We start from the raw sequence: 398 nt of genomic DNA, 5'->3' as shown, positions 1-398 counted from the left end.
TCGTCGGGACGAGCTGGACGGCTTCGTTCGTCGCGGTTTCGACGATTGTTTTCAATTTATCAACCTGACTTTTCTGAACGTCTATGAAAAATAAACTCGGCAGTTTCTGATTTCGCGTGAAATCGAATTCACGAATCAGATTTCCCTGAAGCGACTGCACGCCCAAAACGACGAACGCGCCCAAACCGACCGCCAGCAAAATAACCCGCGTTTGATTTCCGGGACGATACAGCGAATTAACGGCTTGCCGGACGGAAAACGAGCCGATTGTTTTGACGCGCCGCAGAAGTTTCGTCAAAACAATCGCCGACAGATACAAAACCACCGAAGTCGCACTCAAACCGACCAGAAAAATCGCGCCGACTTTCAGCGAACCGGCTTGCCACGCCGCCACACCC

General features: G+C 51.8%; 1 protein-coding gene. It reads right to left on the bottom strand.

The genetic code is table 11. The features are described 5' to 3' along the window. On the bottom strand, positions 1-398 hold a 398-nt coding region (locus I6F37_RS43380), incomplete at both ends, for a hypothetical protein (protein WP_225154892.1).

It is taken from the genome of Bradyrhizobium sp. NBAIM08, assembly GCF_020193935.1.
Taxonomy (GTDB): domain Bacteria; phylum Pseudomonadota; class Alphaproteobacteria; order Rhizobiales; family Xanthobacteraceae; genus Bradyrhizobium; species Bradyrhizobium yuanmingense.
This window is presented reverse-complemented; position numbering and strand designations above follow the sequence as displayed.